This is a genomic window from Frigidibacter sp. SD6-1 (assembly GCF_030143255.1).
Taxonomy (GTDB): Bacteria; Pseudomonadota; Alphaproteobacteria; order Rhodobacterales; family Rhodobacteraceae; genus TMP-24.
Genome location: NZ_JARJNR010000008.1, coordinates 101220 through 123471 on the forward strand (window position 1 = coordinate 101220; position 22252 = coordinate 123471).

Consider the following 22252-nt stretch of genomic DNA (forward strand, 5'->3'; position numbering starts at 1 on the left):
CCCCCGGGAGTATTTGGGCAAAGAAGAAGGATCATGCGTCTTCTCCCTTCATGGCGGCCAGAAGCCGGTGCGGCAGGACCGGCAGGCGGGACGGCAGGGCGCCGGTGGCATGGCGGATGGCGTTCAGGATCGCGGGCGCGGTCGGGATGAGCACATGTTCGCCGAGGCCCTTGGCGCCGAACGGGCCTTCGGGGTGCGCGACCTCGACGATCAGGCTCTCGATCGGTGGCACATCGCCGGTCGTGGGGATGAGATAGTCGTGCAGGTTCTCGGTCCGGCCGGGGATGTAATCCTCCATCAGCGCCATGCCGATGCCCTGGGCGATGCCGCCCTCGATCTGGCCCTCGACCAGGGTGGGGTTGATGGCGCGGCCGACGTCATGGGCGGCGGTGATCTTGAGAAGCTTCACCCTACCGAGGCCCGTGTCGACCGTGAGTTCCACCATCTGCGCGCCATAGCCGTAGACGGCGTAGGGCCTGCCCTGCCCATTGTCGTCGAGCGCCGTGGTGGGCGGATCGTAGGTCTCTTCCGCCGACAGGACATAGCCCCGCGCATCGGAGGGCAGGCGCGAGAGGTCGATGCTGCCGCTGGCGGACCCGAGCAGCGGGCCGTCGAGGCTCAGGCGCGCATCGTCCCCCCAGTTTCCAAGCCGCAGGATCAGGGCGCGGAGCGTGCGGGCGGCCGCCTCGGCGGCGCGACCCGTCACATAGGTCTGGCGCGAGGCCGAGGTCTTGCCCGCGTCGGGCGACAGCGCCGTGTCGGGGCCGACGAGGGTGAATTTCCCGACCGGCAGGCCGAGCGCCTCGGCCGCGATCTGGGTGATGACGGTATTGGAGCCCTGCCCGATGTCGGTCGCGCCCTGATGCAGGACGAGGCGCCCTTCGGGCGTCAGGCCGATGCGGATGGTCGAGGGGTTCGGCAGCGAAGTGTTGCCGCAGCCATACCAGCAGGAGGCAAGTCCGACGCCGCGACGTGTCTGGCCATCCGGGGCCGCAGCGGCGTCGGCCAGCGCGCGCGTCCAGTGCGGGCGAAGGGCCGTGAGGCACGCGTGGATGCCCGTCGCCTCCATCACCTGGCCGGTCGCCGAGAGGTCACCGTCGCAGAGCGCGTTCCTGAGCCGGAACTCCAGCCGGTCGATGCCCGCCTTCTCGGCAAGCCGGTCATAGAGCGTTTCCTGCATCACCGCCGCCTGCGGCACGCCAAAGCCCCGGAAAGCGCCGGATACCGGGCCATTTGTATGGATCGCCCGCGCCCGGGCACGGACATGCGGAGTGCGGTAGGGGCCGGTCGCGTGGACCGGGACCCGGTTCGCGACCGTCGGCCCCCAGCTCGAATAGGCGCCGGTGTTGAAGATGCCATCGAAGTCGAGCGCGGTGATGCGCCCCTGCGCATCGCAGCCGAGGCGCGCGGAGATCGAGGCCGGATGACGCTTGGTGGTCGACACCATGCTTTCGGTCCGGCTGTAGATCATCCGGGAGGGTCGACCGGTCTTCAGTGTGACGAGGCCAAGAAGCGGCTGCACCGAGATATCGAGTTTCGAGCCGAAGCCACCGCCGACGGCAGACGGGATGATCCGTACCCGGTCGGGCGGCAGGCCAAGGATTGCGGCCGTATCGTCGCGGTCCATGTAGGGCGCCTGGGTGCAGGCGCGGATGACGAGTATGTCGCCGTCCATCCAGGCCGCACCCGCCTCCGGCTCGATATAGGCATGTTCGACGAAGGCGGTCTCGACATGGCCCTCGACCACATGGGCGGAGGCGGCGAGCGCGGCCCCGGCATCGCCGCGCCGCACATAGCCTTGCGTCAGCTGGTTGCCCGGGCGGGCGCCATGGATAAGCGCGCCCTTGATCGCCACGACCGGATCGGTAAGCGCAGTCCGTTCGGTCCAGTGGATCGGAAACTCCGAGAGATCGGGATCGGAACCGTCATCCTCGAAGGCCACGAGCGCGACCGCCTCGCCCCGGAAACGCGCGGTCCCCTCGGCGAGCGCCGGCTGGTCGGCAAAGGCCGGGATCACGCCGAAGGCATTGCGGCCCGGTATGTCGGCGGCGGTGAAGACATGGGCGGCGCCCGGCCGTGCGGCCAGCCAGGCCGCAAGATCGCCAAAGGCGAAGGCCGCATGGGGAAAGGGAGAGCGCACGGCTTTCAGAAGAAGCCCGCCCCTCTGCCAGATATCCGCGCCGAACCGGTCGCTTCCCGCGACCTTCGGGCCGCCGTCCAGCCGCAAGGTCCGCTCGCCAACCCCGCCCCGGACCTGATCCGGGGCCTCCCGGCCTCCACCTGCTCCGGCGTCAAGGACCGCGGCAATGATCTTCTGATAGCCGGTGCAGCGGCAGAGCACACCACCAAGCGCCTCCTCGACCTCCGGTCTTCCCGGCGCGGCTCGCTCGGCGAGAAGCGCGCGGGCTGCCATCAGCATGCCAGGCGTGCAGATGCCGCATTGCGCCGCGCCGTGGCGCAGGAAGGCGGCGCGCAGCCGGTCGAGGACCGGGTCCTCCGCCTCGACGGTCTGCACGTCGCTGCCCCGGACCCGTGCGGCTGGCGTGAGACAGGCGCAGTGCGCCGCGCCGTCGATCAGCACCGTACAGGCGCCGCAATCGCCCGCGTCGCAGCCGACCTTGGTGCCGGTCAGGCCGCAGTCCTCGCGCAGGACCTCAGACAGGCGCCGCGTCGGTGCGGTTGCGACGGCGACGGGGGCACCATTGAGGGTAAAGCGCACCTCAGCCATGCGGCCCTCCCGCAAGCGCGCCCACCGTTCGGCGCACCAGTTCGGTCGCGGCTTCCAGCCGATAGGCCGCCGTTGCCCGCACATCGTCGATGGGCGAGAGCGCCGCCGCGACATCGCTGGCCCGCACCTGTCCCGCCGCCCCGGCGAGCGCTGCACCTTCCAGCGCCGCCTCGACCGCGGGAAGGCGCCGCGCCACCGGCGCGCAGGAACCCACCGCGATCCGCGCAAGCGCGATACGGCCCTCTCGTTCCAGAAGCCGGACGGCAACCGACGCTATCGAGATCACAAGGTACTTCCGCGCGCCGAGTTTCAGGAAGTGCGACCGCCCCATCAGCGCGGGGCGCGGGATTTGGACGGCCACCAGAAGCTCCCCGGACGCGCGCGCGGTGCGGCGCGGGCCGGTGATGAAATCGCCGAGCGCAAGGCGGCGCACGCCCGCCTGCGACGCAAGCTCCACCTCCGCCTCCAGTGCCAGGAGAGGCGGCACGCCATCGGCGGCGGGCGAGGCATTGCACAGGTTCCCGCCGATCGTGCCCGCGTTCTGTATCTGCCGTCCCCCGACCTCGCGCGCGGCCTCCTGCAAAGCCGCAAGCGCGGGCGGCAGGCGGGCGGTTGCAATCTCGGCCCAGGTGGTTCCGGCGCCGATCCGCAGACCGTCGCGACCCGAGATGATGCCGGAAAGGTCTTCGATGGCAGACAGGTCGAGGATATTGCCGCCCAGCGAGCGGCCGCCCGTGGCCGGATAAAGGTCCGTTCCTCCGGCCAGAGGCGTCCAGCCGCCCCGCGCCAGAAGCTGCAGCGCGCCGGTCAGGCTTTCTGGCCGTTCATATGCCGCCTCGCCCGCCATCCGTTCAGCCCCTCCCCGGGCCCCGGATCATTTGCATGCAAATTATCCTGCGCCGACCCTGCCCTTCTGTCAATGATCGAAGAGCACGCTTCCCCTACCCTCGCCCGCGGAAAGCTTGCGCGCAAGACCGCGAGCGATTATGCCCCTGCCATGGCGACGGAAAAGAGCTACATCCTCGACGACCAGATCGGGTTCGTGCTGCGCCGCGTGACCCAGCGCCATCTGGCGATCTTCACCGATGCGATCCCCGAGGTCACGACCACCCAGTTCGCGACCCTCGCGAAACTGGCCGAAATGGGCCCCCTGTCGCAAAACCTTCTCGGCCGTTTGACGGCCATGGATGCCGCAACCATCAAGGGTGTCGTCGACCGGCTGCGAAAGCAGGGCCTTATTGAAACCACCGCCGATCCCGACGACCGCCGCCGCCTGACTGTCAGCCTGACCGAGGCGGGCCGCGCGCTTTTCGAACGCTCCCTGCCCGCTGCCCATGCGATCACCGCCCGCACCCTCGCCCCCCTGAGCGAAGAGGAGCGACAGGCTCTGCTCGCCATCCTTCTCAAACTCGCCTGAGCCGCACGAAAAGCGGGTGACGGGCCGATTGCATCTGGCATAAGATTTCGCCCGACGGGTCTGGAATTGCGCCGTGTCCCGACGATATTGTGAATACGTTTAACATGAGGGAGCCCCATGGCCGACTTCAACGCCCAGATCCTCGAAAGCCAGAAGCAGGTCGCCGAGGCCCAATCGAAAATCTCCGACCTGACCGCGCGGATCGACGCGGCGCGCCGCAATGTCGCGAACGGTCAGGCCATCGACATCGCCAATGCGACGCTTGAGGATGTCCACAAGCATGTCGATGTGATGAACGCCAATATCGCCGAGCTGATCATGGGGCTTGACGATGTGACGGCAGGCTTTTCCAAGGATTTCGACGCGATGCGGTCGAAAACCGGGTGGGAAAGCTTCATCGGCATCTTCTCCTCGGCCAAATCGGAATCGCTCCGCCAGGAACGGCTGCGCACGGCGAGCGTGGATGAGAAACTGCAGGATCTGATCGCCAAGTCCGACACGATCGTGAAGCTTCTGGAAAACCAGCTTGCAACGTTGAACGACCACAAGGCGCGCGTCGAGAAGAACCTGACCGAGACGTTGACCGACCGGGAAACGACCGTGGGCGAGCTGGAGCAGGTGCGCGCGATGCTGCAGGGGATGGACCCCAGGATCATCGAGCTGGAGAACAAGATTTCCGTGGAAACCGACGCCGCCGCCCGCACGCGGCTGGAAAGCGATCTGGCCGAACTGAACAAGCAGCATAATGCGCTGGTGCAGGAAGAACAGGTCAAGGTCGCGAAATCCCAGACGCTGGAGCGCTATATCGAGACCGGCAAGACCTGGGTGGATTCGCTTCAGAACCAGGCGGCGACCCAGATGGTGCTGATCAACAAGCTGCAGACCGACACAAAGCAGCGCGTGGTCCTTTATGACGCGCTGACGAAATCGCTGAAGACCGCCCAGCAGCAGGACGTGGCCCACCGGATCAACGAGATCGGGGTCGAGACCGACAAGGAAGCGCAGGCGGCGATGGCCGCGATCGGCGCGGCCACCAACGACCGGATGGCCGACATGCTGGAACGCCACGAGGGCGACATGGTCTTTGCCCGCAAGGTGCTGGAGGAAAAGGCCAAGGCCGACGAGCGGTTCGCCCGGCGGTTCCAGGCGATCGTCGAGAAGCACGACAAGAATCTGTATGGCGGGTGATCCGTGCCCGAAACGGACCTGACCGACGATCACAAGCTGCTCGACGACGATCTCGCCGCGCGGCGCTATTTCCGCAAGTTCGACCGCATCACCAAAATGATGATCGGCGCTGCCGGAGCGATGCGGGGCGATGGCGGGCTTTCTGCGCTCGATCAGGAGGTGCTGGAAGGCTACGCCTCGGCCATCGCCGCGACCTTCAAGGCCTTGTCGATGAAATATCTGGTGTCGGGGCGGCTGAAATCCGGCGCGCGCCATCTGACCATCGACTTTCATGAAAGCGGTTTTCCGGTCTTTCAGGAGATCGTCACGCTGGCGAACGACGCCGCGCAGGCCGCGACCCATCTGAAATCCCTGCCCGACCCCGACCGGCTGAAGGACGAGATGGTGAAGATCATCATTTCCGAACGCCGCCCGCCGGTCGAACTGCAATATGCCATGTCGCAGCGGCTTTATTTCCAGCGGCTGGCAGAGGGCGGGCTCTTCTTCGCCCAGATGCACCCCGAGGCGCGCTGGACCGGCGATCAGCCGAACGGTCGGCGGCGTTTCCTGCTCCATTGGGCGGTCTATGACAGCCAGATGAACGTTCCGGTCGTCTATCTGATGGAGTGCGACGACAGCGGGCGGCGCGCCCTGCCGAAGGACGAAGGCCGCTGGCCCGCCGCCCAGGCCCATCTTCTGGCGCAATCGGTGGGCGGGCTGAAGCTTCTGACCATCGCCAGGGGCTTCGACAGTGATTTTCCCGACCTGCACCCCAAGCGGCTGCGCCGCTTCTTCCTCGGGCCGATGTATTCCTCTGCCTATACATTGCAGACCGGCCCGATCCGCGACGTGCTTCTGGAAGCGAAGGCCAGCGAAGGCGACGACTGGGCGCTCGCCTGGACGGTGGAGGAGCTGGAAAGCGAACGGACCGAGGTCGAGAACGGCTGGTTCTCCAGGGCCGAGCGCGAGGTCTTCCGCCTCGACCCGCTGACCGGCGGCCCCGATCAGGGCGCGAGCCGGATCGTCCGCAACATGCTGCTGCCCGAACGGGTCTTCCAGTCGCTGGCCGAAAAGGACCCGTCGGGCTTCCGCGCGGTGCGGAAATATGTGGCCAATCGGCAGGGACGGATCATCCAGCATGACTGACGCCAGCCCCGCGCGCTCCCGAAGCACTGGTCTGGGCGCCGACTGGATCGGGCTCTTCGCGGGTCTCGGCCTGTTCCTCTGGTCGCTCGGCCGCCATTTCCTCTATATGCCGGATGACACCTACATCACCCTGATCTACGCGAGAAACCTCGCGCAACATACTGAACTTGCCTGGAATCTCGGGGAACGGAGCGAAGGTTACACCAGTTTCCTGCATGTCGTTATCCTTGGCGGCCTCATCCGCGCAGGTCTGCCGCCGGCGACGGCCGCCTTCGCCATCGCGCTGACCGCCGCGCTGCTGCTGGCAATCGTCGCCTTCCGCGCCGCACGTCTTGTCGCGCCCGGGCCCGAGACCGCGCGGGCGCGCGGCCTTGCGGTCTTCTCGCTGCTGGCCACGCCCGCCGTCGCCGTCTGGACGGCGGGCGGGCTGGAAACGGTCCTGAATGCAGTGCTCATGGCTGCAGGGCTTTCCTGCCTGCTCCGCGCCGCAACTGACCCTCGCACCTATCGCAGTGCGGCGCTGGCGGGGCTTTGCTTCTCGCTCGCGATCCTCACGCGGCTCGACAATGCCCCGGTCATCGCGGCGGCGGGCCTTGTCGCCCTGATCGCCGGGCCGGGAGCCCTGTCGCGCCGCCTTCTTCTCGCCGTCCTCGTCACCGGCATCCCGGCGGCGGTCGCCTTCGCCCAGATGGCGGTGCGGTTCGCCTATTACGACCTCGCCTTTCCGCTGCCCTTCTATGCCAAGACCGGCGTGCCGATCACGCTGCGCCTGCAGAACGGCATCAGCTACTTCCTCATCTCGCTGGCGTGGCTGCCCATTCTGTTTGCCGGCACTGCAGCCGCTCTGCTCGGCATCCGGCGCGGAGCGGGGTTCGCCTTTGCTCTGACATCGGCTGCCTTCGCGGTGCAGATCCTCTTCGTCCTCTGGGCCGGTGGCGATCACATGCTGGCCGGGCGGCTGCTGCTGGCGGCAGCTTTCCCGACGGCGATGCTGCTTCTGGTGTCCGGCGGCCATGCCGCGACACGACCGCGCCTGTCCCTCGCCGCCTTCGCCGCAGCCGCAAGCCTCGCCGCGGCGATCCTGCAGCCGAAGAGTTCCGCCGACCCCGCGGCAGTGGTCGGCGAAATCGTGGCCGAGCATATCCGCGAGAGTTGGCCACCAGGCAGCCTTGTTGCGCTGCACACGGCGGGCTCCACCCCCTATTTCGCGCCGGACATGGTCTATATCGACATGCTCGGCCTCAATGACCCGACCATCGCGCTGCGGTCGGACTATCCGCAAACCGGCGGTTTTCAGGGCTTTCCCGGCCATGCGAAGGGCGACGGCGCCTATGTCCTGTCGCGGCAGCCAGACTTCATCATCGCCGGTTTCGCCGAAGGGTCGCCCGTCGAGGAGGGCTGGTTCCTCAGCGATGTCGAACTGGCAAGCGCGGCGGAATTTCAGCGCTGCTACCGGCGCGACACGGCCGAAATCGCCTATGACCGACGCCGGTTCGCCCTCGGCCCGGACAAGCCCTATCCGCTGATCTTCACCTATTACCGGCGCACCTGCGGCTGAGACGCGGGGCCCCAAGCCTATCGAGAAGGATGAGACGATGAGCCAGTCAGCAAGCGAGATGGAACTGCGCGAAGAAGATATCCGCAGCCATTATGCGGCGGCAGCGGAGATGCTGATGGGGATCGACCATGCCCCCCGTCTGGCGCAGGCGCGGCTGACGCTGGCGGCGCCGGAACGCTCGCCCGAAATCTCGGCAATGAACCGCCGCTTCCGCTCGACGACGCCGGGGATGATCACGCGGCAGATGGCGCGACCCGACGGAGTGCGGCTGATCGACCGGATCGCCGAAAGCGACGACGACGATCCTCTGACATCGGCCAAACAGGCCGCTGTCACCCATGCGCTGCGCCGGGCCTTGTCGATCGCGCTCGCGGCGGGCGCTGCCTTCGCCGACCGCACCGGCCTTGGTGAACTGAAGAAGGCCAACCTTGAGACGCGCCTGCCCGCCGCCCGTCAGGGCGAGTTCGGCGAGCTTCTGGGCGCCGAGGCGCTTGCCGTGCTTTTCACCTTCGGCAATGCGCTCGCCTTCCTCCTGGCGCCGCAGGCCAGCGAGCAGACGGTCGAGGTCGGCAGCGTCGACGAGGTTCTGACCGACAATGCACCCCTCGCCCTTCACGGCGCGCTGTGGGAACTGGACCAGATCATCGGCCTGCATGCCAAGAGTGACGACCTTCTCGTTTCTGCCGTCCTCGCCTATGCCGAACAGCTGATGGCGAAGGTGGCGCTCAGGGCCGAAACCCACCCCCGCGTCCAGCCCTTCGCCGAGGCGAAATACCGCGTCGAGGCCGACGATTTCACGCTCGCCGGATTCACCCCCGCCCGCAAGGCGCGCGGCACCACGCTGACCATGGCCTTCAAGAAGCCTGAGGAGGTGATCGGCAACCATATCGCCAAATATCAGGCGATGCGGCTTGCGAAGATGCTGATGGCCTATGATTTCTCCCGCAAGCTCAACCCGTTCGCGGAACTCGGCGGCTTCATCTTCACCTTCATGGGCGACGGCAAGCCCGGCACCGGCAAGACGACCCTCATCCAGATGATGGCGGGGATGATCAACGATTACTGCAAGATCGCGGGTTACCCGTTCCGCTACCAGAACCTGTCCATCGACAATGTCGACAGCTATCAGGGCAAGTCGGGGCAGAATGCGAAAGCCTTCATCACCAGCGTGATGGACCCCGCCGTCATCGGCTTTGGCACCATCGACGACATCGACCAGGTGGCGGGCAAGCGCGGCGAGCGCGGCTCGTCGGCGGGCCAGCAGGAGATCACCGCCGTGCTGATGGAGGCTTTCGCGGGCGCCAACACCGTGGTGCGCGGCAATGCGACCTTCGGCATGTTCTCGAACTATCCCGAGATGGTCGATGACGCGCTGCGCCAACGCGCGGGCGCCCGGTTCTTGGTGGACGGGCCGCAAAGCCGCGAGGATTACATCGACATCCTCGCCCTCCTCCTTGGCAAGAACCATGCGATCCCGGTGGGGGAACATGATCTTTATGCCGGACAGGAAATCCGCAAGGCAGTGGCCGCGAGCTTCGAGGGCCACTCCCAGCCGCACGAGGACGGGCTGAAGGCGGTCTGGGCGGCGGTGGCCGGGAAGATCGGGCCCCTGGACACGCTGGCGAAACTCGGCAGCTATCTGAAAGCGATCCAGGAGGCCGACGGGCGCTTCACCGGCCGCGCCATCAAGAACATCACCGACGCGGTCAAGGTCCGCGCGATGGATTTCGAACTGCCCGACGAATGGATGGAAAAGCCCGACCTCTTCCTCTTCAAGGATTACGACACGAAGAAAGCCATGATCGCCGATCTGCGCACGCCCATCACCGTCGAGATGGTGGTGCAGGAGATCAACCGCTACGCCGACAGCGAATTCCGCTATGCCGACAAGTCCGACGAGGCGGCGATCGAGGGGGCGGTGCGGGACATGCGGCGGATGGAAGAGGCGAAGCGCCGGTATCTGGAGGGGAAGGGGTGAAACGAGAGCCGGGACAGAAAACGAAGCCCTTGCTGACGCATAGCTTCCCCAGCACCTTGGCGCGTGCCCCCTCCCCTCTCCCCTCCCACAAGGGGAGGGGAAGCGCTTGAACGGTTGGCGGACAGCCTGTCGTGGACGAACCGACGCCTCCCCTCCCCCTCGTGGGGAGGGGATGGGGGCGGGGGGCGGCGCGCAGAGATGACGCGCGTCGCCGCTCATACGCGCGCCCGAGCCCGCGCGTTGCGGGCAACCATGACGCCGCAGGAGCGCCGCCTCTGGGCAGAGCTCCGTGATCTCAACCGTCGGCTTGGCACGAATTTCCGCCGGCAGGCGCCCATCGGCCCCTACATCGCCGATTTCGCAGACTTCGGCCGAAAGCTCGTGATCGAGGTGGACGGCAGCGGTCATGGTGGGCCGCGCGATCAAATCCGCGACGATTGGCTTCGCGCTCAGGGCTTCGCCGTGCTGCGGTTCTGGAATGCGGACGTGGGCGTAAATCCGGGCGGGGTGATGGAGGTCCTGCTCGACCAGTTGAGCAGCCCGCGCGGCACCCCAAAAGGGAAGGATGGATAGACGCTCATGCAACTCTTCGCTTTGGTCCTCATCGCCCCTGTTGGCATCGTCGGACTGATAGCAGCCTGGAAAGCAGCCGGAAAAGGGCCTGCCGGAGGTTCGGACCTGGCCGCGTTCAGGCGAGGGGCGATCATTTCCTTCGCGACGGCGGCGGCCTATGCTGTCCTCTTTGCGATGCCTGCTGTTTTCGCGGCTCTCCCTAAAACAGTGAGTGTGCCCGACGTCGAGAGATTCATCCTTCTGCTCGGGGCGGCCGGTGCGGCGGATTTTGCATTCTCTGTTCTCACCGTCGGGGGCTATACGGTCGCCTACCTGGTGTTCGAGCGGTTTCGCCGGACGAGGGCCTGACGCCGCACCCACCAAAGAAAAGGCCCGCGGATTTCCCCGCGGGCCTCTTTACCTCGCTCCCCCTCGCCTCAGGCGGCGCGGGTGAAGAGCATGTCGTCGACCTTCTTCTGGGCGCCCGCCGCATCGACGCCGGACACGGCGGCGATCTCGCGGGTCAGGCGGTCGAGCGCGGCTTCATAGAGCTGACGCTCGGAATAGCTCTGTTCGCGCTGGTCGTCGGTGCGGAAGAGGTCGCGCACCACTTCGGCGATCGCCATCAGGTCGCCCGAGTTGATCTTCTGTTCATATTCCTGGGCGCGGCGCGACCACATGGCCCGCTTGACCTTGGCCTTGCCTTTCAGCGTCTCGAGCGCCTTCGTCACCATATCGGGGCTCGAGAGCTGGCGCATGCCGATCTCGGTCGCCTTGTGGGTCGGCACGCGCAGCGTCATCTTGTCCTTCTCGAACGAGATCACGAACAGCTCGAGCTTGATGCCCGCGATTTCCTGTTCCTCGATCGACATGATCTTGCCGACGCCATGCGCCGGATAGACCACGAAATCATCGGGGCGGAAGTCGGATTTCTTCACCTTCGTCATTCAGTCCTATCCTCGTACCTGTCCTGCACCGTCAAAGAAACCGAGCGCCGACGAACCGCCGCACGCAGGGTTTGAACCTTGTCGCTGAAAAGGCCGCCGTTGCCGCAGCAATCGGTGGCCCTCAAAGTGCCCTCATCCAGTTGTAACGGATATATAGCAGAAAAATGGCGGTTCCAAAAGGTCCACGTTACCGGCGGACCGCCGCTTTCGCGAAAATCCCGGGCCACGAGGGCCCTTGGCAGGCCTCTGACGCTGCCTTGCGCACCGGCGGATCGGCCGGGAAGCCGAATCAGGTCAAACCTCGTCAGTCGCCGCTGCCGGCGGCTTCCGAGAAGTATTTCTCGCGCTTGCCGGTCTCGCCGTCACGGGCCTCGGCCTCGGGCAGCGGGTCCTTGCGCTGGGTGATCACCGGCCATTGTTCGGAATATTTCCGGTTGAACTCGACCCATTCCTCCATCGCCGGTTCCGTATCGGGGCGGATCGCGTCGGCGGGGCATTCGGGCTCGCAGACACCGCAGTCGATACATTCATCCGGATGGATGACCAGCATGTTCTCGCCTTCGTAGAAACAATCGACCGGGCAGACCTCCACGCAGTCGGTATATTTGCAGGCGATGCAATTGTCGGTGACGACATAGGTCATGGCGGGCGTCCAGAAAGCTTTTGTCGCTGCTACCTAGCCCCGGACGAGGGATCATTCAAGAAGGGAGCGGGCGGGAGCCTGCGGGAAAGACCGATGTCGGTCGGAACCCCGTCGCGGCGGAAGATCATTCGCCCGGCAAAGGGTCAGGCGAACCGCCGGTTCCCGCCGCCTCGGCATAGAGCGTCCGCGCCTCGGTCGCCGGGCCGCGCCTTGCGCCGCAGGCGAGCACCCGGACGACACGCACCTCGCGGTTCAGTGCAAAGGTCAGCACATCGCCCGGGCCCACGGCCTGCGCGGGCTTCACCACATGCACGCCATTCAGCCGCACATGCCCCGCCTCGATCAGCGCCGCCGCCAGGCTGCGGCTCTTGAGGAACCGCGCCTGCCAGAGCCATTTATCAAGACGGATGCGGCCCTCCACGGCGATCAGAGCTTGTCGCGCAGCCCCATGAGCGCGGCGGCGAAAGGATTGTCGGGATCGATGCGGGCCTCGCGGCGCGGCGCCTTGGCCTCGAACTGGCGGGGCTGGTCCTCGCGGCGGTCGCGACCAGGCTTGCCTTTCGGGCCGCCGCCGGGGCCGCCCTTGTGGTCGCGCCGTTCCTTGCGCTCGCCGCGCTCGCCCTGGGGCCGGTCATCGCGCTTCTCGCGTGGCGCGCCTTCGGGGCGCGGACGGCGGTCGCGACGCTCGCCCACCTGCGCATCGCCTTCGGCGCGCGGCTGGCCATGGTCGCGGCGCGGCCCCCGGTCCGGGCGCGGGCGCGGCTTCGGTGCCCAGGTGAAGGTGTAGAAGACCTCCATCTCGGTCACGGTCTGGATCGCGACCTCTTCCTCGGTGATCGGGTTCACCGGCTGGTCGCCTTCGGCCGGGGCGGCCGCAACCGGCTCGGCCTTGACCTTCTCGCGCTCGCCCCTCTCGGCCTTGTAGCCAAGGCCGCCCATCAGGTCGGCGAATTGTTCAAGCGTCATGCCGGTGATCGACAGCATGTCCGGGATCGCCTCGAACCCGGCGCGGCTGTCCTTCTGGCGCAGGATATCGGCCAGCCGTTCCAGCATGTCGATCCGGATCGCCCGCGCGCCCGCCGGGTGATAGCCCGCGAGCATGTAATTGCCCTTCGGTACGTCGGGCAGATGCGGAATGGTCACAAGGCCCGGTGGCGGGCTGGTCAGGAACTCGGCCTGATCGTTCGCGAGCGACCAGAGCAGGAGCCTCAGCCGCGTCGGCGCGGGTTTGAGAAGCGCGGGCAGGAAGATCGTATACTGGCCGAAGCGCACGCCATGTTTGCGCAGCGCGCCGCGTGCGTCCTGATCGAGCGCCTTTACTTCGTCGGCCACGCTCTCGCGCGGCAGGACGCCCATCTGTTCGACCAGACGGAAGGCAAAGCCGCGTGCCAGACCTGTCAGCGTCTCGTCACGGCTCATGGCCATCAAGGGCTCGAAGGCCGCCGCGATCTTGCGGTCGATGAAATGCTGCAAGCGGCGGCGGACTTTCTCGGCCACGTCAAAGCCCGCTTCCTCATCGACGAAGGCCTCGACCTGCGGCTTCAGGGGATCGGCGCCCTTCACGAGCTTGCCGACGGCATGCGCGCCCCACATCAGCCCGCCCTGATCGGTGAAGTCGAGTTCGGTATCGGGCGCGTTGTAGAACCGGTCGGCCCGCAGATGGAATTCGGGGCGTAGCGCCTCGTAAGCCGCCTGTTTCAGGGTGCGCCCCTCGTCCGGCGTGGCGCTCGCATCGCCCTGGAAGCGGAAGGCTTCCAGACGGCCGACAAACTCGCCCTCGACCGTCACTTCGCCCTTGTCGTTCACCTCAGCCACAAGGCTCTCCTTCTGCTTGAGCCGGCGGAGGAGAACGCTCGTCCGCCGGTCCACAAATCTCTGGGTCAGCCGCGCATGCAGCGCATCCGACAGGCGGTCTTCTACCGCGCGGGTTTCGTCCCGCCAATGGCTTTCATCATCAACCCATCCGGCACGCTGCGCAACGTAGGTCCAGGTGCGGATATAGGCCAGACGTTTGGAAAGCGTATCGATATCGCCCTCGGTCCGGTCAATGCGCCTGATCTGTTCGGCCAGCCAGTCGGCGGGAACCCGCCCCTTGCCCTGCAGGAAGTCGAAGATACGGGCCAGCAGCGTGGCATGTTCGTTCGAGGAAATCGCCCGGAAATCGGGGATACGGCACACATCCCACAGAAGCCTCACATCGCGCGGCGCCTGTGCGCGCTTGAGGATTTCGGGCCGGTCTGCAAGGCTTTTCAGGGCCAGCAGATCATCGGCATCCCGGCCCCGGACCAGCCATTCGCCCTTGGGCGCGGTCTCGAGCGCGCCGATCAGCCGGTCGACCGAACCGAAATCGAGATCGGACGAGCGCCAGCTCAGCCGCTGGATCGGCGAGAAACGGTGATTTTCGATGGCGTCCACGATCTCGTCGGATATGGGCGAGGCCTCGCCCGTCACCCCGAAGGTGCCCGGCGCCATGTGCCGCCCTGCCCGCCCGGCGATCTGCGCCAGTTCGTGCGGGAACAAAGCCCGGATGCGGCGCCCGTCGAACTTGGCGGTGGCCGAAAAGGCGACATGGCCGATATCGAGATTGAGCCCCATGCCGATCGCATCGGTGGCGACAAGGAAATCGACATCGCCATTCTGGTACAGTTCGACCTGCGCGTTGCGCGTTCGGGGGCTGAGCGCCCCCATCACCACCGCGCAGCCGCCCTTCTGGCGGCGGATCAGTTCGGCGATCGCATAGAGATTATCGACCGAGAAACTGACGATGGCGCTGCGCGACGGCATACGGCTGATCTTCTTCGACCCGGCATAGGACAGCGCCGAGAACCGTTCGCGCCTGAGAAACTGCACCTTCGGCACCAGCGCCGCGATGGCCGAGCGCATCGTGTCCGATCCGAGGAACAGCGTCTCATGCAGGCCGCGCGCATTCAGAAGGCGGTCGGTAAAGACATGGCCGCGTTCGGGATCGGCGCAGAGCTGGATTTCATCCACCGCAAGAAAGTCGGCGCCGATATCGGTGGGCATCGCCTCGACCGTGCAGACCCAGTACTGGGCACGCTCGCCGACGATCCGCTCCTCTCCCGTCACCAGCGCCGCCACAGAGGGCCCGCGCGCCGCGACGATCCGGTCATAGACCTCGCGGGCGAGCAACCGCAGGGGCAGGCCGATGACGCCGGTGCGGTGCGCCAGCATCCGCTCGATCGCATAATGGGTCTTGCCGGTGTTGGTCGGTCCGAGGACCGCGGTGATCCGCGCTTGCGCGTTCATGGACAGGGTCATGGGGCCCGCTCCTAAAGTTCGGTGCCCGAGAGTTCCTGCTCCAGCGCCTCAGCCGCCTGACTTATGCCGTCCTGATGCGGATGTATAGCGAGGGACGCGCGGAAGGCCTTCAGCGCCTGCTCCTTGCGGCCAAGCTCCTGCAAGATGAGGCCGAGGCCGGAAATCGCGCCGAAATGCCGCGGCTCGAGCGCGAGCACATGCTGGATATCCGCGACCGAAGGGCCGTAGCGCCCGGTCAGGAAAAAGGCGGTCGCGCGGGCATTCCAGCCTTCGGCGAAGTCCGGCGCCTGATCGGTCAGCGCGGTCAGATGGTCGATCGCGGCCTCGAAGTCACCCGCCTCCATCGCCTCTTCGCCACGCTTCAGGAGAAGGTCGAAAGCAGGCGAGCCCGACTTTTCCCACTCCGCGACGATCTGATTCTGCGCCCGCTCCCAGCGTTCGTTGTCGGGATCGGCCAGTTCGGCAAACAGGCGATTCATCTGCTCTTCGTGGCTTTCCTGCTGCGCAAGTGCCGACTCCAGCAGAAAAATCGCCATGACCGCGCCCCAAAGCGACGCAACGATATATTTGCGATAGGCGTTCAGGCTAAGCATAACGGCATCAATCTAGCGCAATCGCGCCGGAATGCGAGAGCGCGGTCATCACAAACGGAGGAAGAGGCATGAGCACAACAATCGACAAGGCGGTCGAGACCCTCAACACCAAGCTTGCCAACGGATTCGCCGGATCGGCCAAGATCGTGATCACGGACGAAGGCGCGATCATGCTGGACGGTACCGGCGCGCGCGCGGGCGACGAGGACGCCGACGTGACGCTGACGGCAAGCGCCGAGACGTTCCTTGGCATTCTCGACGGCAGCGTGAATCCCACGGCGGCCTTCATGATGGGCAAGCTGTCGGTCGACGGCAACATGGGGCTGGCGATCCAGCTCGGCTCCGCTCTGTCGTGAGCGCGGCAGCCACGCCGGTTGAGGCGCCCTTCCACGCCGATGTGGCCGAGGCGCCGGGCGGCGTCCATTGCCGCTGGCTGACCGCGGCCGATGGCGTGCGCATCCGCGCCGCCTTCTGGCGGGCGGGCGAGAAGGGTACCGTGCTCCTCTTTCCCGGCCGCACCGAATATATCGAGAAATACGGTCCCGCCGCCGGGGAATTCAGGCGGCGTGGCTTCGCCATGGCAACGATCGACTGGCGTGGCCAGGGGCTCGCCGACCGGCTATTGCCTGACCGGATGACCGGCCATGTCGGCCGCTTCCGCGACTACCAGCACGATGTCGCGGCACTTCTGACCGAGGCGCGGGCGGAAAGGTTGCCGGAACCTTTCTTCCTTGTCGCCCATTCGATGGGGGGCGCCATCGGCCTGCGCGCGCTGCACGAACACCTGCCGGTGCGCGCCGCCGCCTTCTCGGCGCCGATGTGGGGGATCCGTATCCACCCCGGCCTCAGGCCCGCCGCCTGGGCGCTGTCAACCCTCAGCCGCCCGGCGGGTTTCGGACATAGCTACGCGCCCGGCACCTCGCCCCTGAGCTATGTCGCCGAGGCACCCTACGACGACAATGTGCTGACGACCGATCCCGACATGTATGCCTTCATGCAACGCCAGCTCGGCGCGCATCCCGAACTGGCACTTGGCGGCCCGTCGCTTCACTGGCTGAACGAGGCCCTGCGCGAATGCCTGTCGCTGCGTCGCCTCCGCGCGCCCACCTATCCCTGCCTCACCGCGCTCGGCTCGCGCGAGCGCATCGTCGATACCGGCCCGGTCCATCGGGTGATGGCGAAATGGCTGGGGGGCAAACTCGACCTGATCGAGGGCGCCGAGCATGAGGTGATGATGGAAACACCCGCGATCCGCACGCATTTCTACGATGCGGCGGCGGCGCTGTTCGACCGGAACCGCTGAGGCCCTTCGAGGAGAGGTTGCCACGGCGGCGCCATGTTTCGCCATGCGCCAGTCGTACAGATCGACACAATCGCTGCCCCTCGTTCGGCACTATCCCTTCCCTTACGTCAATTGATCCGTAGAATTGTGCGCGGGAGTAGATATCAGGCCAGAGCCAGTAGGCCTCAGGCCCCTTTGTTGCACTCCAAGAGCCCTGCCCGGGCAGCGAAGACAGCCTCCTGACAACCAAATGCAGGGCGGCAATGCGCAATCATTAGCATATTTAGGTCAAAAATGCGCCACATTAACAGCGAAGTAAGACGCGGTAGTTTAACGGTCGCATAAGAGTATTCGGGGGTAGGTGTGCATATTGAGCGAGTTTTCCAAAAGCTCAACAAGGCGGCGACGTCGACGACCGGCGTATTTCACACGGTTACCGACCTGCCGGTCGCGTTCCTGAAGGAGCGGACCTTCGATCTGTTCATTCACTTCGACAATCAATTGACCTTGAACAAGGTCAGAAATGTCCTGGGAAATCTGTGCCAACTTCATGAACTCGGTCGCTCAAAGGCTTCGAGAGCCCTGTTTCCCCGCGGCACGCGCGCCTCGATCGCGCGGGCGATGTTCCTGGACTGCCAACAGTCCTACCTGGAACGCGAAAGCCATTTTCCCGATATCCAGGCCCTGCTTGACTATGAGAACCGCCATCCCGCGCGCTTCTTCAGGCCGAAGACAGCCAACCGGCGCGATGACATTTGGCCGCTTGTCCGTTGCAGCAGTATCACGGTTCTGAGCGGCCCGCTGAAGGAAGTCACCTACGACGGATGTCTTGCGGTTCTAAGCTTCGAAGTTGCCTGGGATGCGTCAACCAACCGGGACATTTTCTTCACGGAAGGTGTTGAACCAGTACATTTTGCGCGGTCGGCGCCCCTCGTGCCCAGTCACGGTCACGATGATTTGGCACGCTGACCGTCCAGGGGTACCGTCTGGAAGCTCGTCCTGAGCGCCTCGGACCAGGCCTCGCTCATCGCGCGGAAATCCTGGTCGCCCGCCTCGATCCGGCGTTCGACCGTGACTTTGAGTCCATCGCGCGCAATGACGGCGAGGTCGAGCGGCATGCCGACCGACAGGTTCGACCTGAGGGTCGAGTCCATCGACAGAAGCACCGCCTTCTGCCCGTCAGCGAGCGAGGTCTCGGGCCGGACCACCCGGTCGAGGATCGGCTTGCCGTATTTGTGCTCGCCGATCTGCAGGAACGGCGTATCCTCGGTCGCCTCGATGAAATTCCCCTCGGGGTAGATGAGAAAGAGCCGCATCGCCCCGTCCTTCCGCTGCCCCGCGACGATCAGCGAGGCCGAGGCGCCTTGCCGCATCGAGGCCATCTTCTCGTCCACGACGCCACGCACCCGCGCCAGCGTGTTGCCGATGATCTCGGCCACCTTCAGCATCGTGGGCGCCAGAAGGATCGAGGTCTCCGCCGTCGCCGCGTCATCCTCGATCGCCTCGCGCAGTTCGGCAATCGTGGTCTGGGTGACCGACAGGCTCCCCGCCGTCATCACCACGATGACCCGCTCGCCCGGCACCTCGAAGGTGAACATCTTGCGGTAGGTCGCGATATTGTCGAGCCCCGCATTGGTGCGCGTGTCCGACAAAAGCACCATGCCGTCGTTCAGAAGAAGGCCAACGCAATAGGTCATGATTATTCCCGGCTGTTGCGCACCCGGCCTGATTATTGCTGCTGCGCCCTTACCGCAACCTCAACATTCAGGCTTTCCGTTGCCGCGCCGACGGCAACGCCGCGGATCGGGGCAGCGTCCCGGGCGTCAGAGCCCGAGCCAAGCCGGATATAGCGGTCGTCCGGGCAGCAGCGGTTTGCAGGGTCAAAGCCGATCCAGCCCAGCCCGTCGACCCAGATTTCCGCCCAGGCATGCGCGGCCTCGTGCGCCGCGCCGGAGGCGTCGGCGAAGAGATAGCCCGAGGCATAGCGCGCGGGCAGCCCCTGCGCGCGCGCCATCGTGATCAGCGCATGGGCATGGTCCTGGCAGACGCCTTCGCCAAGCGCCAGCGCCTCGGCCGCGGTCGTACGGGCGGACGTGGCGCCGGGGCGGTACGCGATCCGGTCAGACACGGCGGTCGACAGGCGGTGCGCAAGGTCGAGCCCGCCGCTCGCCCCGTCCGCCGCATCGCGCGCCAGCGTCAGCAGCGCCGCATCCGCCACGGTGGGCTCGGTCTCGCGCAGATAGGCCGAGGGCGAGACATTTTCACGGTGGCCGCGCAGGATGCCCGCCATGTCGGTCGTCTCGACCGTTCCCTCGACGCGGACCCTCAGTTCGGTGATCGGGCCGCGCACCGACCAGCTTTCGATCCAGTCGCCCGCCCCGTCGCGGAACGAACCGCCCTTGGTGCCGCCCTCGACCTGAAGCATCCAGCTTGCCGTGCGCTGCCCGTCGGTGCGCGAGGGCGTCAGGCGCAGGCTTTGCACCGCGCCGCGCACGGGCGCGGCATAATGATAGGTCGTCACATGGGAAACGGTCAGGATCATCTCGCCTCTCCGCTCAGATACTGATCCTGGACGAGGCTGGCGAGCGCCGCCATCTCGCCGACGAACCGGGCGAGGAATTCATGCAGGCCCTCGTCGAAGACCTCTTCGACCGTCAGTTGCGAGAAATCCTGCATCAGCGTTGCGGCCCGGGTCTGGGCGGGTGTCCGGCGCTGATATTCCTCGGCCAGGGCATTGAGATTCTCATGCGCGCCGGTCAGCGAAGTGTAAAGCGAACGCGGCATCCGGCGGTTGAGGATCAGGAAATGCACGACCTTCGCCGCCGTGATCTCGCCGCCATAGGCCCAGTGGAAGGCGCGTTGCGCCGACAGCGCCCTGAGAAGCGTCATCCATTGATGGGTATCGAGGCCCGAGCCCACATAATCGGCCTTGGGCAGCAGCACGTAATATTTCACGTCGAGAAGCCGCGCGGTATTGTCGGCACGCTCGATATGCGACCCGAGCCCGAGGAAATGATAGCCGTCGTCGCGCAGCTTCGTCGCGGCGATCGCGCCCCGCAGCATCGACGTATGGCGCGTCGTCCATTCGGTCAGCCGGCTCAGCTCCAGACTGCCCCGCTCGGTCCGTTCCAGCTGCCTGAGTTCCTGAAAGGCAGTGTTCAGCGCATCCCAGACCTGGCTTGTCAGCGCCGTCCTGACGATCCGGCCGTTCTCGCGTGCCCGCTCGATGCAGGAAGCGACCGAGGAGGGGTTGTCGCGGTCGAAGAAGAGATAGCTTTCGATATTGCGCTGGACCGGCTCACCGTATTTGGCGCGGAACCCCTCGGCGGTGCCAGAGGCCTGCAGAAGCGAATCCCAGTCGTCGCGGAAGCCCTGCCCCGCGGACGAGGGCAGAAGCGTGATGCGCGAGCCCACGTCGAGAAGCCGCGCGGTCATTTCGGCCCGCTCCATATAGCGGCCCATCCAGAAGAGGTTTTCGGCGGTCCTACTCAGCATGATCTCACTCCGCCAGAACCCAGGTATCCTTGACCCCGCCGCCCTGCGACGAGTTCACGACAAGCGAGCCTTCGGTCAGCGCGACCCGCGTCAGCCCGCCGGGCACCAGCTCGATCTGCTCGCCCACGAGGCAATAGGGCCTGAGGTCGACATGGCGAGGCGCCACGCCTTCCTCGACGAAAGTGGGCGTCGTCGAGAGGGCGAGCGTCGGCTGGGCGATATAGCCGGCCGGATCCGAGGCGAGCTTGCTGCGAAACGTCTCGATCTGCTCTTTCGTGGCCTTCGGGCCGACGAGCATGCCGTAGCCTCCCGAGCCATGGACCTCTTTCACCACCAGCTCCGGCAGATGGTCGAGCACATAGTTCAGATCCTCGTTCCGCCCGCATTGCCAGGTGGGCACATTCTGCAGGATCGGCTCTTCGCCTAAGTAGAAGCGCACCATTTCCGGCACGAACGTATAGACCGCCTTGTCATCGGCCACGCCCGCGCCGGGGGCGGATGCGATGGTGACGCCGCCCGAGCGGTAGACATCCATCAGCCCCGGCACGCCGAGCATGGAATCGGGCCGGAAACACAAAGGATCGAGGAAAGCATCGTCGATCCGCCGGTAGATCACATCGACCTTGCGCGGGCCTTCCGTGGTCCGCATCCAGACGAAGCCCGCCTCGACGAAGAGATCGACCGCCTCGACGAGTTCCACCCCCATCAGGTCGGCGAGGAAGGAATGCTCGTAATAGGCCGAATTGAAATGGCCGGGCGTCAGGATCACCACGGTGGGCTCGTGGTCGCATTTCTTCGGCGCGACCGAGGCAAGCGTACGGCGCAGGACCTCGGAATAATTGTCGATCGGTTCGATGCGGTTTTCCCGGAACAGCGTGGGAAACATCCGCATCATGATTTCGCGGTTTTCCAGCATATAGCTGACGCCCGACGGCGTGCGGCAATTGTCCTCCAGCACGTAGAAATCGTCCGGCCCGGTGCGCACGATATCGATGCCGACGATATGGCTGTAGACGCCCTTAGACGGGGTAAATCCCGCCACCGCCTTTTCATAGGCCTCGTTGCCATAGACCAGATGCTGCGGGATGCGGCCCGCCTTCACGATCTCGCCGCGCCCGTAGACATCGACCAGAAAGGCGTTGAGAGCGCGGGCGCGTTGCTTAATGCCCTTTTCCAGCCGCCGCCATTCGGCTTGAGTGAAGACGCGCGGGAACATGTCGAACGGGATCAGCCGGTCGGGATCGCCACCCTCGCCATAGACCGCGAAGGTGATGCCGATCCGGCGGAAAAGCGCCTCGGCCTCCTCCTGCTTCATGCTGCGGAATTCGGGCGGCATCGCTGCGACCCAGTCTTCCAGCCGCGCATAGGGCGCACGCACGCGACCGCCCTCGAACATTTCGTTGAAATAGCTGACTGCCATCACCCGCCCCCCCGAACCGGCATAGCCACCCGCCGGTCGTGGAAGTA

The 22252-nt window shown here is 65.8% G+C and carries 21 protein-coding genes; 10 read left to right on the forward strand and 11 right to left on the reverse strand.

Features of this window, described 5'->3' with window-relative positions:
• Nucleotides 1-31 precede the first annotated feature (31 nt).
• Together P0645_RS15520 and P0645_RS15525 are read right to left on the reverse strand one after the other, a co-directional pair.
• Nucleotides 32-2728, reverse strand: a complete 2697-nt coding sequence (locus P0645_RS15520) for a molybdopterin-dependent oxidoreductase (RefSeq protein WP_284165496.1) — start codon at nucleotides 2726-2728, stop codon at nucleotides 32-34.
• Nucleotides 2721-3575: an FAD binding domain-containing protein gene (locus P0645_RS15525; RefSeq protein ID WP_284165497.1), complete on the reverse strand. Its 855-nt coding sequence runs from the start codon at nucleotides 3573-3575 to the stop codon at nucleotides 2721-2723. Before P0645_RS15525 ends, P0645_RS15520 begins: the two co-directional genes overlap by 8 nt.
• A 150-nt stretch (nucleotides 3576-3725) precedes the next feature.
• Here P0645_RS15525 and P0645_RS15530 point away from each other — a divergent pair, with 150 nt between their 5' ends.
• From P0645_RS15530 to P0645_RS15560, 7 genes are all read left to right on the forward strand, one after another.
• Entirely contained in the window at nucleotides 3726-4145 is a 420-nt protein-coding gene (locus P0645_RS15530) for a MarR family winged helix-turn-helix transcriptional regulator (RefSeq protein ID WP_284165498.1), read from the forward strand.
• Between the two features lie 117 nt (nucleotides 4146-4262).
• On the forward strand, nucleotides 4263-5333 hold the full coding sequence (locus tag P0645_RS15535; protein WP_284165499.1) for a coiled-coil domain-containing protein: 1071 nt from the start codon (nucleotides 4263-4265) through the stop codon (nucleotides 5331-5333).
• 3 nt (nucleotides 5334-5336) lie between these two features.
• Entirely contained in the window at nucleotides 5337-6458 is a 1122-nt protein-coding gene (locus tag P0645_RS15540) for a hypothetical protein (RefSeq protein ID WP_284165500.1), read from the forward strand.
• The gene (locus P0645_RS15545; protein WP_284165501.1) at nucleotides 6451-8016 is read left to right on the forward strand and encodes a DUF8728 domain-containing protein; all 1566 of its coding nucleotides are present in this window, start codon (nucleotides 6451-6453) and stop codon (nucleotides 8014-8016) included. The genes P0645_RS15540 and P0645_RS15545 overlap by 8 nt, the downstream gene beginning before the upstream one ends.
• Nucleotides 8017-8053: 37 nt before the next feature.
• Nucleotides 8054-9994 carry an AAA family ATPase gene (locus P0645_RS15550; RefSeq protein ID WP_284165502.1) on the forward strand — a complete coding sequence of 647 codons (1941 nt, stop codon included), beginning with the start codon at nucleotides 8054-8056 and terminating at the stop codon, nucleotides 9992-9994.
• Nucleotides 9995-10192: 198 nt separating this feature from the next.
• Nucleotides 10193-10567, forward strand: coding sequence for an endonuclease domain-containing protein (locus P0645_RS15555; protein ID WP_284165503.1), 375 nt, complete (start codon nucleotides 10193-10195; stop codon nucleotides 10565-10567).
• Nucleotides 10568-10573: 6 nt separating this feature from the next.
• Nucleotides 10574-10915: a hypothetical protein gene (locus tag P0645_RS15560; RefSeq protein WP_284165504.1), complete on the forward strand. Its 342-nt coding sequence runs from the start codon at nucleotides 10574-10576 to the stop codon at nucleotides 10913-10915.
• Between the two features lie 68 nt (nucleotides 10916-10983).
• Here the strand turns inward: P0645_RS15560 and P0645_RS15565 are convergent, their stop codons facing one another.
• The 5 genes from P0645_RS15565 to P0645_RS15585 form a co-directional block, all read right to left on the reverse strand.
• Entirely contained in the window at nucleotides 10984-11493 is a 510-nt protein-coding gene (locus tag P0645_RS15565) for a CarD family transcriptional regulator (RefSeq protein ID WP_284165505.1), read from the reverse strand.
• 304 nt (nucleotides 11494-11797) lie between these two features.
• A complete protein-coding gene (gene fdxA, locus P0645_RS15570) occupies nucleotides 11798-12136 on the reverse strand; it encodes a ferredoxin FdxA (protein WP_267632331.1) in 339 nt (112 codons plus the stop codon).
• 124 nt (nucleotides 12137-12260) lie between these two features.
• Entirely contained in the window at nucleotides 12261-12557 is a 297-nt protein-coding gene (locus tag P0645_RS15575; RefSeq protein ID WP_284165506.1) for an RNA-binding S4 domain-containing protein, read from the reverse strand.
• Between the two features lie 5 nt (nucleotides 12558-12562).
• Entirely contained in the window at nucleotides 12563-15403 is a 2841-nt protein-coding gene (locus P0645_RS15580) for a helicase-related protein (protein WP_284165542.1), read from the reverse strand.
• 23 nt (nucleotides 15404-15426) lie between these two features.
• Nucleotides 15427-16008, reverse strand: coding sequence for a tetratricopeptide repeat protein (locus P0645_RS15585; protein ID WP_349775092.1), 582 nt, complete (start codon nucleotides 16006-16008; stop codon nucleotides 15427-15429).
• 68 nt (nucleotides 16009-16076) lie between these two features.
• Here P0645_RS15585 and P0645_RS15590 point away from each other — a divergent pair, with 68 nt between their 5' ends.
• From P0645_RS15590 to P0645_RS15600, 3 genes are all read left to right on the forward strand, one after another.
• Nucleotides 16077-16364 carry an SCP2 sterol-binding domain-containing protein gene (locus P0645_RS15590; protein ID WP_284165507.1) on the forward strand — a complete coding sequence of 96 codons (288 nt, stop codon included), beginning with the start codon at nucleotides 16077-16079 and terminating at the stop codon, nucleotides 16362-16364.
• A complete protein-coding gene (locus P0645_RS15595; RefSeq protein WP_284165508.1) occupies nucleotides 16361-17311 on the forward strand; it encodes an alpha/beta fold hydrolase in 951 nt (316 codons plus the stop codon). The genes P0645_RS15590 and P0645_RS15595 overlap by 4 nt, the downstream gene beginning before the upstream one ends.
• A 342-nt stretch (nucleotides 17312-17653) precedes the next feature.
• Nucleotides 17654-18259 carry a hypothetical protein gene (locus tag P0645_RS15600; protein ID WP_284165509.1) on the forward strand — a complete coding sequence of 202 codons (606 nt, stop codon included), beginning with the start codon at nucleotides 17654-17656 and terminating at the stop codon, nucleotides 18257-18259.
• On the opposite strand, the gene P0645_RS15605 is transcribed toward P0645_RS15600, so the two are convergent.
• From P0645_RS15605 to P0645_RS15620, 4 genes are read right to left on the reverse strand one after another with little or no spacing between them, the layout of a single operon-like run.
• Nucleotides 18238-18987, reverse strand: coding sequence for a proteasome-type protease (locus P0645_RS15605; RefSeq protein ID WP_284165510.1), 750 nt, complete (start codon nucleotides 18985-18987; stop codon nucleotides 18238-18240). The two genes, P0645_RS15600 and P0645_RS15605, sit on opposite strands and share 22 nt — an antisense overlap.
• A 32-nt stretch (nucleotides 18988-19019) precedes the next feature.
• Nucleotides 19020-19832: a transglutaminase family protein gene (locus P0645_RS15610; RefSeq protein ID WP_284165511.1), complete on the reverse strand. Its 813-nt coding sequence runs from the start codon at nucleotides 19830-19832 to the stop codon at nucleotides 19020-19022.
• The gene (locus P0645_RS15615) at nucleotides 19829-20785 is read right to left on the reverse strand and encodes an alpha-E domain-containing protein (RefSeq protein ID WP_284165512.1); all 957 of its coding nucleotides are present in this window, start codon (nucleotides 20783-20785) and stop codon (nucleotides 19829-19831) included. The genes P0645_RS15610 and P0645_RS15615 overlap by 4 nt, the downstream gene beginning before the upstream one ends.
• A 4-nt stretch (nucleotides 20786-20789) precedes the next feature.
• A complete protein-coding gene (locus P0645_RS15620; RefSeq protein WP_284165513.1) occupies nucleotides 20790-22205 on the reverse strand; it encodes a circularly permuted type 2 ATP-grasp protein in 1416 nt (471 codons plus the stop codon).
• Nucleotides 22206-22252: the final 47 nt, after the last annotated feature.